Source organism: Brevibacterium permense (assembly GCF_025506275.1).
GTDB classification, from domain to species: Bacteria; Actinomycetota; Actinomycetes; order Actinomycetales; family Brevibacteriaceae; genus Brevibacterium; species Brevibacterium permense_A.
The window spans coordinates 1-7443 of sequence record NZ_QYCP01000058.1; the positions used below are offsets into that span (position 1 = coordinate 1).

Consider the following 7443-nt stretch of genomic DNA (forward strand, 5'->3'; position numbering starts at 1 on the left):
GCCCCACCCTGCGCACCGCACTCACCGCCTCGGAGGATGCCGGACCCACCTCGCTGACGCCGGAGCTTCTTCGCATGATCGGCTCCATGCCGATGCAGAAGGTGCTTCGGATGCTCGACGGAACGGTGCCCGCCGCCCTCTTTGATTCTCTGATGCAACGCACCCGCGACATACCCACCGACCCCCACGCAGGCGGGTCAGACACATCGACTCCCGGCAGCCACCCCGAAGGGACAGGACAATGACCACCAGCCCGCTCGAAAAGCCCATGCCTCCCGGTCGCGGTCGGCGGCTGTTCACCGCCATGGGATACGCCCTGCGGGCGGTCAAAGCGCTACCCGCGCCCCTCCGCGAGCGACTACTGGAGAGCGCTACAGGAAGCGTAACAACCACCCTTCCTCCGTTCGAGGACACCTTGCGCCTCGTCGAAGCGGCCGGAGGAATACCTGACGGAACACGGTGGCAACAGCGTCTGCTGGAGCGGCGCCCACACCTGCGCGGTGTTCGCACCCGCAACATCGCCGATGACACCGACGGACGCGTACGGGCACGCCTCTACCTCCCACCGACAGGGGCGCCGGCGGCCACCGCGGCGTTCGTATGGGTACACGGCGGCGCGTTCATCACGGGCAGCCTGGACCAGATTGAGTCGTATTGGCCAGCCATCGAGATCGCTGCGGCCGGTATCCCCGTGCTATCCGTCGACTACCGGCAGGCCCTCAATGGCGTGCACTACCCCCAGCCGCAGGATGACGTCCTCAGCGCCTGGCGGTGGGCAACCACACACGCCACCGAACTGGGTGTCACCGCCGATCAACTCCATCTCGGCGGTGCCAGTGCCGGCGGTTGCCTCGTCGCCGGCTCCGCGCTGCGTCTCCGCGAGGCCGGCGACAAGCTTCCCGCATCGATCTACCTCGCCTACCCGGTACTGCAAGGCACCCTGCCGCCGGCCACCGCGGACATGGCCAAGTCCCTGACCGCACCCGGTCTGCCCGACGATCGCTGGGTGACGGGAATGTTCAACAACTGGGCGGGACCCGCCGCACATTCTAATCCGCTCGTCGCACCAGGACTGGCCAACCCCGTGGGACTTCCCCCGACTTACGTCCTGACCTGCGGGATCGACCTGCTCCGCCGCGCGAGCGAACCTTACGTCGAACGACTTCGAGAGGCAGACGTGTCCGTATGGCAGGACGTCTTCCCCGAGTCGCGGCACGGACTTTACGACCGGCCACAAACGGCAGATGCGCAGCTCGCCATCAACCGGCTTCGCACCTGGCTGACGGGCGGAATCGACGCCATGGACCACGAACGTTTCTGACGTTGCTCGGACGCCGCGAGCGGCATCACCTGCCGCGTCATCATCAACATGAAAGGAACTGACGTGAACAATCGACAGCATCCTCAGACACCCTCCCCGCAACACGTGGGGTCGTAACGTGAACCTGCCGAACCCGACAACTTGGCGCGAATCGACAGGCAGGCGATCACGGACTCGGACTCGTGCCCAGCGAGTAACCAGGACCATCCTCGTGATCGCGGCGATCGTGGTTGGGGCAGCCCCCGCCGCTCCTGCTGTATTGTTGTTGGTGTTTGGGCCGGACCGGCTGGAGCAATTCGAACGTGCCGTTGTGGACGGGGAACGCCATCTGATGGACCCCGCGCCACAAGACGTGACCCTTCTCACCGGCAGCTCCTACTTCGAGCTCGGGGAAACTTCACCCGAAGACCTCGAGGGCCTCGACACCGTCAACGTCGGGATCGCAGAAACAAAAATAGGCGACCAGATCCACTACCTCGACCGGCTCGTTGTTCCTTTCCGCCCCCGAGCACTCGTGGTCTACGCGGGGTCCAACGACATCAGTGGGTTTCCGTTCTTCTCCAACCCCGCCGAAGAAGTCGTCACGCTGGTCAAGAAGTACGTGGCGCTCGTTCATGGCCAATTCCCAAACTTTCCCATCTACTACGTGGCGATCACGGAAGCGCCGATCCGACAGGGCGTTCGAGAAGAGATCCAGCAGGCCAACCAGATGCTCAGCGATTGGGCGGACCAAACCGGCGAGATCGCCTTCATCAACACCGCATCAGCCCTACTCACCCCCTCGGGAGATATTGATTCCCCGCTTTTCCGCGCCGATCAACTTCATCTCAATGCAGAGGGTTATGCGAAGTTCGCCGCCGTCATCAGCGATGCGCTCGCCTACGCGCCCCAGAAGTAACACCGCACGGGTTTAACCAAAGTCAAGAACGCAGGAGAAACACATGTCGAAAACTGAGCGTCCCGGATCCCCGACACGCCGACGCCCGAGCGCCGTAATGCGTGTCGCGCGAAATCTACTGGCGCGGTCGGCCCGAAAGAAGGAGGGCAAACCTGTTGACTACGTGCGCGATCGAGCCTCCGTCGATGCCCTGGCACAACGGTTGATGCGCCTTCCCCGAGGAGTCGTGGAAACGCACGAACAAATCGGCGGCGTTCCCGTCATCCGATATTCCTCGGGCGGCGCAGAGAGGGGGGTGGTGCTGTATCTCCACGGAGGAGCTTATGTCCTCGGCACGGCTCAGCAAGGCGCAGCGGTCGCCTACCTCTGCAAGGACCGCGGTCCTGATGTTGTCAGCGTCGAGTACCGCCTCGCACCCGAGCATCCCTTTCCTGCTGCCGTTGACGATGCGATCGCCGTATACCGCGAGCTAGTCGCCACAGTCGGAGCCCAACGCCTCGTGATTGTCGGCGAGTCGGCAGGCGGAGGCCTCTTGGTCCTGCTTCTTCAACGCGCTCGGAAGGAGGGGCTTCCCATGCCTGCTGCCGCAGCGCCAGCCTTCCCCGCCGCCGACCTCACCCTGACCGCACCAAGTGTGGCCAAGAACAAGGGCAAGGATATGTTGGTCCTGTCAGAACTCGAGCAAGAGGCACGCTGGTTCGCTGGACAAGTTGCCCTCGAAGACCCCTCCGTGTCGCCTCTCTTTGGCAGCTTCGAAGGGTTCCCTCCCACGTACATCGCTGTGGGCACACGCGACCTCCTTCACGACGATGCTCGACGGCTCGCTGAAGCCCTCCGCGCGGAAGGTGTCGAGGTATTCCTAGACGAGTGGGTCGGCACTATCCACGGTTTCTCCGCCATGCCGTTCGGAGAGGGCCTCCAGCACAGACGGCGGCTCCACTCCTTCGTTCGAGACGCACTCCTCTACAACAATGACTCCAAATGAGACCAAGAGATCCGACACCTATCAGTTCAAGCCCCGAACGATTGATTAGGTCTATTCCTGATCGCCAAGGACCGATCAGGGAGAGGCTCGGCACAGGTGATCAGCACCGGCCGTTATCGGAGCAGCCAGCGATCTGGTTGTCCCGGAGCCGCAGACAAGATCTCCGATCGGCGTGCTTTGTCGGTGGGGAGGAGGGTTGGTGAGGATGAGTGGGGCTTCTGCGATGACTATGAGGCAGTTCCTACGGAGTTCATTGCTCGGATGGAGCCACATGCCGCGTGCTTATGTCGCTTCTTCAGCCTTTGGTATACAACACCCTTTGCGTCTCGAGCTCGGGCTCGTAGGCAAAGAGGATTGCACCGCCGCAGAGTGGTGCCAGTAGGCCACCGCTTAACACTGATATCTACTATCCAACACGTGTTTGACGTTCTGTAACAGAAACGATCGTTTCCGCACAGGTCTGCCGAGTGGCACCGACATGGCCTGCTCGGAAGATAAGTGTTAGCCCAGTGAAGAATGACACGCCGTGTCCCCGCGTCCCATTGCAGGGACGCTGGGACACGGGTTAGTCTGAGGTCATGAACCGCAGAGAAGAGTTCCTGAAAAGTGGGGCCGAACGGAATGAGTCGGACTCGAGAGAAGAGCGCCTGGCAGGGTGGTGGCAGACCGCATCATTTGGTCTAGCCCTTGGCCGCAGAGCCGGACGTGCAGCGGCGAAAGCGCGGCGGTCAGTGCAGGCGGCTGAGACTGCTCAAGCACTCGTGGATCAACAGGCGGTGTACGCGCTGTTGGAAGAAGGCCATAGCGTTCGATGGATTGCCGATCAGCTGTCGATGTCACGAACTGCCGTGGGCCGACTGGCGAAAAGCATGAAGCGCGGAGGGGAACTGTCCGATGTACGGATGGCAGCTTCCCCAGGGATCGATGAAGAGACGAAACGACTGGTCCTTCGCGCTTGGGACGTCGACAGTTTGGAAGAGTCGCTGGAAAACGACGCATATGAAGCCAAGAGCAGCCGCGTGGACGACCCGGAGAATATGGAGAAGGGGGAAACAGTGGATAGGAAGAAGAGGATGACGAAGATTCTGGACCGAGCGGCGGAGGTCGGACGCTACGCCGAGAACTTGGAGAATGCGATTGGTGCAGGAGGACGAACCCCGCGTCCGGACGATGCACTTCACCATCTGGGTGACGACACTGGCCGACTGATTAGCGAAGGCCTCAGCGTCGGCGGAATCAGCGGGGGTGCGGATGTCATTGATGCGTACCTGCAGGCGTTTAACGAGGCTCGAACGAAAAACGGAATGCGACAGCTCACGCCTCGGTTGGCGGTGAAGAATCTGCAATGGGCTATCGTCACACCTGAACAGATGACGGTCGAACAGCGAGAAGAGATCCGCAAGGAATTCACTCGGCGGCACAGCAGTTGAGAGGCAGTCGAGCCGCCGTCCGGCAGTATGGTGAACAGGCGTGGCGGTTACCGCAGCGGATGCGGCGGATCACAGTTGCCGCGACACTGGTCAGCGTCCTGGTGCTGTACGCGATGGTGTTCGGACTGAACGCAATAACCTCAGTGGGAATCTGACCATTAGGGGTGTTCGAGCTAAACACCGGGAGCGAGGACTCGTCGGCAAGGGAGCTCATCGGCGGGCACATTCTTGTGACAGTGCTGTCAATCGGTGGCTTCTGGCTGGCAGTCTGCGCAGTGGGAGCCAGCCGGTTGTGGTCCCCGTGGGATACGATCAAGACGGTGCTGATGCAGCGCCCTCCCGCCTCGGTGTGGTTAGGTGCCTTTGGCTTGTTTCTGCTGGCGGGTCTGGCCTCGGGGTCGGCGGCCAATAGCATCGGTGAACTGGCAGGGCACGTGCCCCAGCGAGAGGAATTAAGCGGCGATGGGGCCGGGGAGATCGCCGAACACTGGGTCTCCCTGATCACCGCAGGACTCAAGGAAGAACCGGTCATCGTGGCGGTGCCGGTACTGCTGCTGGTGGTAGCCGGACGGGGATCTATTGTCCTAGCTGTATGAGGGCTGGACGTTAGTGACGCCGCCCTGAAGTCGAGATGCTGGCGGCCGTCCACCGGCTCCGCTGTGCGGACGGTGGTAGTTGTAGTGGATGTTCCAGACTGCGATCGCGGAAGAGCGGGCGTCCTCGCTTTTGAACTCGCGGGCGTAGAGCAGTTCCTCAGCCAGGATTCGCTGGTAGCGCTCCACCTTGCCGTTGTGGCGCGGGGTGTACGGCTTGGTCTTCTGATGCCGTGTGCGTCGGCCGACGATCCGGGCGAAGTCACCGGAGCGGTAGCAGGACCCGTTGTCGGTGACGACCCGGTGGATGTGCGTGATGCCGTGCGCGGCGAACCAGACCTTGGCTCGGGCGAGGAACGCTGCAGCGGTGGCTCCCTTCTCGTCGGAAAGGGGCTCGGTGTAGGAGAGTCGCGAGAATCCGTCGACGGCAGAGTGCAGGTAGGTGTAGCCACGCTTCGCACCAGCCGACTTCGCTCGATCGACGGTCTTAGCCTGGTTGCTGTCACGACCGTGGATGCGCCAGCCGCCGCCATCGGGGATTCTGCCGACCTTCTTCACGTCCAGGTGCACCATGTGTCCTGGCCAGCGGGCGGTGATCTTCCCGGGCCTACGGTTGTTTTCGCCGCCGGGATCGATGAACTTTCGCCTGCCCAGTCCGAGCCTGCTCAGGTGGCGGGTGACGGTTCGGCGGTTGATCGTGAACCCGAGGTCGGCGAGCTCATCGGTGATTCGATGAGCGGACCACTTGTGCTCGCGTCGCCAGGTCTCGATCTGTTCGATCGCCCAAGCCGGTGTGACATTTGGGCTCCGGTGAGGGATCGATGAGCGGTCGCGCAGTCCAGCATCGCCGTGACGTCGCCACCGGTTGACCCACTTCGATGTGCAGGCACGCGAGATCCCCATCTCGGCGGCCACGTGGGCGATGGGACGCGTCTTGCATCGCTCGACCAGCCGGCGGCGTCCCTCGATGCTGAGCGGGGCGTTGGCGTGGCTCATGCGTCCATCGCGTAAGAGCGCTCGATCAGGTCGGTCATCGCCTGTTGGAAGTCGCGGCGCTTCTTGTCGCTCCAGTTCGTGGTCAGTTCAGCGAACACTTCCTCCTGCCAACGATGCGCCTGGTCCAGCATCACCTGACCCGCAGAGGTGAGTGATGCTTCGCGTCGTCGGCCATCGGTCGCGGACGCCGCCATGACGAGATACCCGGCTATGGTGGCGCTCTTAATCAACCGTGACGCGCCGCTCTGGTCGATCCCGACCTCTTGCGCGATTGCGTTCACCGTTGCCGGGGTCTCGCGCAGACTGAGGGCATGGACGCCTTCGCAGACGAGCACGAGTCGCCCCTGTTCACCGCCTGTGTCTGCTGCGACAGAACGTCGTGACCAGTGTCTGACGAAATGGAACAGGACCTGCCCCGGGCCGAGGTCTGTCACTCGGTTGCCGCCATCTCGCGGCAGATGTAGGCCAGCTCGAGAGCGGCCTTGAGGTCCGGCAGCCTGAGAGCTGCCGTGACCTTCCCGGCAGTAGCGCGGAAGACCGTGGCTACCCGCGTGGATTCCGCGCTCTCGAGCCAGGTCGCGTCCTCCTCGACCACCATCAGTCGCTCGCTGACAGGGTGCCAGGACCGCGGCACCAGCTTGATCCCCGAGCGTTCCACCCACTCGGCAAACTGCGCAGGCGTGATCGGACCCGCGCCCTTCGGGCCGAGGACAACGACCGGATCGCCGACCGCCCGATCAGATCGCTGCAGGTCGCCGGCATTGACGCTCGCGTGCCACTCGTTGATCGCTTCTTCAAGGTTGGACTCCATGATCCAACTATATGCGATTCGCATACATCTTTCCAGAGTGGACGCGCCATCAACCTCCTGCCCCGCAACACCTAGCGATCACAGTGTCCATGCCGATGCGGGTGGTCATCCACCTGTACTACGGCCCCGGCTCATTAGCCTATTTGCTCTGGGCATGTGTCGCAGTAGTGCTCTACCTATATGGACGGACACTGATGCCGCTAATTGCGGCGCATCTGTGGTGGAACGTGGGAGTCGGACTGGAAATGGTCGGGTTCATCACATCGTCTCAACTGAACATTGTGTCAAGCCTCGGGTTTGATGGAGAGTTTTCTACTTGGAATTGGTGTGCTCGAACACGAGCTACGCAGCCCGTGGCATCGTTCTGAAATAGGTCGCTCGAAACGTTGTGGGAGTCGCCCCAGCGAGT

The 7443-nt window shown here is 62.3% G+C and carries 10 protein-coding genes; 7 read left to right on the forward strand and 3 right to left on the reverse strand.

What is annotated here, in order from left to right:
- The 6 genes from D3I60_RS01595 to D3I60_RS01620 all read left to right on the forward strand — a co-directional run.
- The coding region (locus D3I60_RS01595) for a hypothetical protein (RefSeq protein ID WP_262774385.1) at positions 1 to 245 on the forward strand (245 nt) is incomplete at its 5' end.
- Positions 242 to 1321: an alpha/beta hydrolase gene (locus tag D3I60_RS01600; protein ID WP_262774387.1), complete on the forward strand. Its 1080-nt coding sequence runs from the start codon at positions 242 to 244 to the stop codon at positions 1319 to 1321. The genes D3I60_RS01595 and D3I60_RS01600, both read left to right, overlap by 4 nt.
- 211 nt (positions 1322 to 1532) lie before the next feature.
- Entirely contained in the window at positions 1533 to 2219 is a 687-nt protein-coding gene (locus D3I60_RS01605; RefSeq protein ID WP_262774389.1) for a GDSL-type esterase/lipase family protein, read from the forward strand.
- A 226-nt stretch (positions 2220 to 2445) separates the two neighbouring features.
- Entirely contained in the window at positions 2446 to 3204 is a 759-nt protein-coding gene (locus D3I60_RS01610) for an alpha/beta hydrolase (RefSeq protein WP_262774391.1), read from the forward strand.
- A 578-nt stretch (positions 3205 to 3782) separates the two neighbouring features.
- The gene (locus D3I60_RS01615; RefSeq protein WP_262774393.1) at positions 3783 to 4634 is read left to right on the forward strand and encodes a hypothetical protein; all 852 of its coding nucleotides are present in this window, start codon (positions 3783 to 3785) and stop codon (positions 4632 to 4634) included.
- A gap of 320 nt (positions 4635 to 4954) precedes the next feature.
- On the forward strand, positions 4955 to 5230 hold the full coding sequence (locus D3I60_RS01620; protein WP_262774394.1) for a hypothetical protein: 276 nt from the start codon (positions 4955 to 4957) through the stop codon (positions 5228 to 5230).
- On the opposite strand, the gene D3I60_RS01625 is transcribed toward D3I60_RS01620, so the two are convergent.
- The 3 genes from D3I60_RS01625 to D3I60_RS01635 are packed head-to-tail and all read right to left on the reverse strand — an operon-like array spanning position 5219 to position 7034.
- Complete coding sequence (locus tag D3I60_RS01625) at positions 5219 to 6223, reverse strand: IS481 family transposase (protein ID WP_262774395.1); 1005 nt, start codon at positions 6221 to 6223, stop codon at positions 5219 to 5221. The genes D3I60_RS01620 and D3I60_RS01625 overlap by 12 nt on opposite strands.
- Positions 6220 to 6657, reverse strand: coding sequence for a MarR family winged helix-turn-helix transcriptional regulator (locus D3I60_RS01630; protein ID WP_262774397.1), 438 nt, complete (start codon positions 6655 to 6657; stop codon positions 6220 to 6222). The genes D3I60_RS01625 and D3I60_RS01630 overlap by 4 nt, the downstream gene beginning before the upstream one ends.
- Positions 6654 to 7034, reverse strand: a complete 381-nt coding sequence (locus D3I60_RS01635) for a hypothetical protein (protein WP_262774398.1) — start codon at positions 7032 to 7034, stop codon at positions 6654 to 6656. The genes D3I60_RS01630 and D3I60_RS01635 overlap by 4 nt, the downstream gene beginning before the upstream one ends.
- Before the next feature lie 11 nt (positions 7035 to 7045).
- Here D3I60_RS01635 and D3I60_RS19310 point away from each other — a divergent pair, with 11 nt between their 5' ends.
- Positions 7046 to 7402: a CPBP family glutamic-type intramembrane protease gene (locus D3I60_RS19310; RefSeq protein WP_369415266.1), complete on the forward strand. Its 357-nt coding sequence runs from the start codon at positions 7046 to 7048 to the stop codon at positions 7400 to 7402.
- The last annotated feature ends 41 nt before the right edge of the window (positions 7403 to 7443 follow it).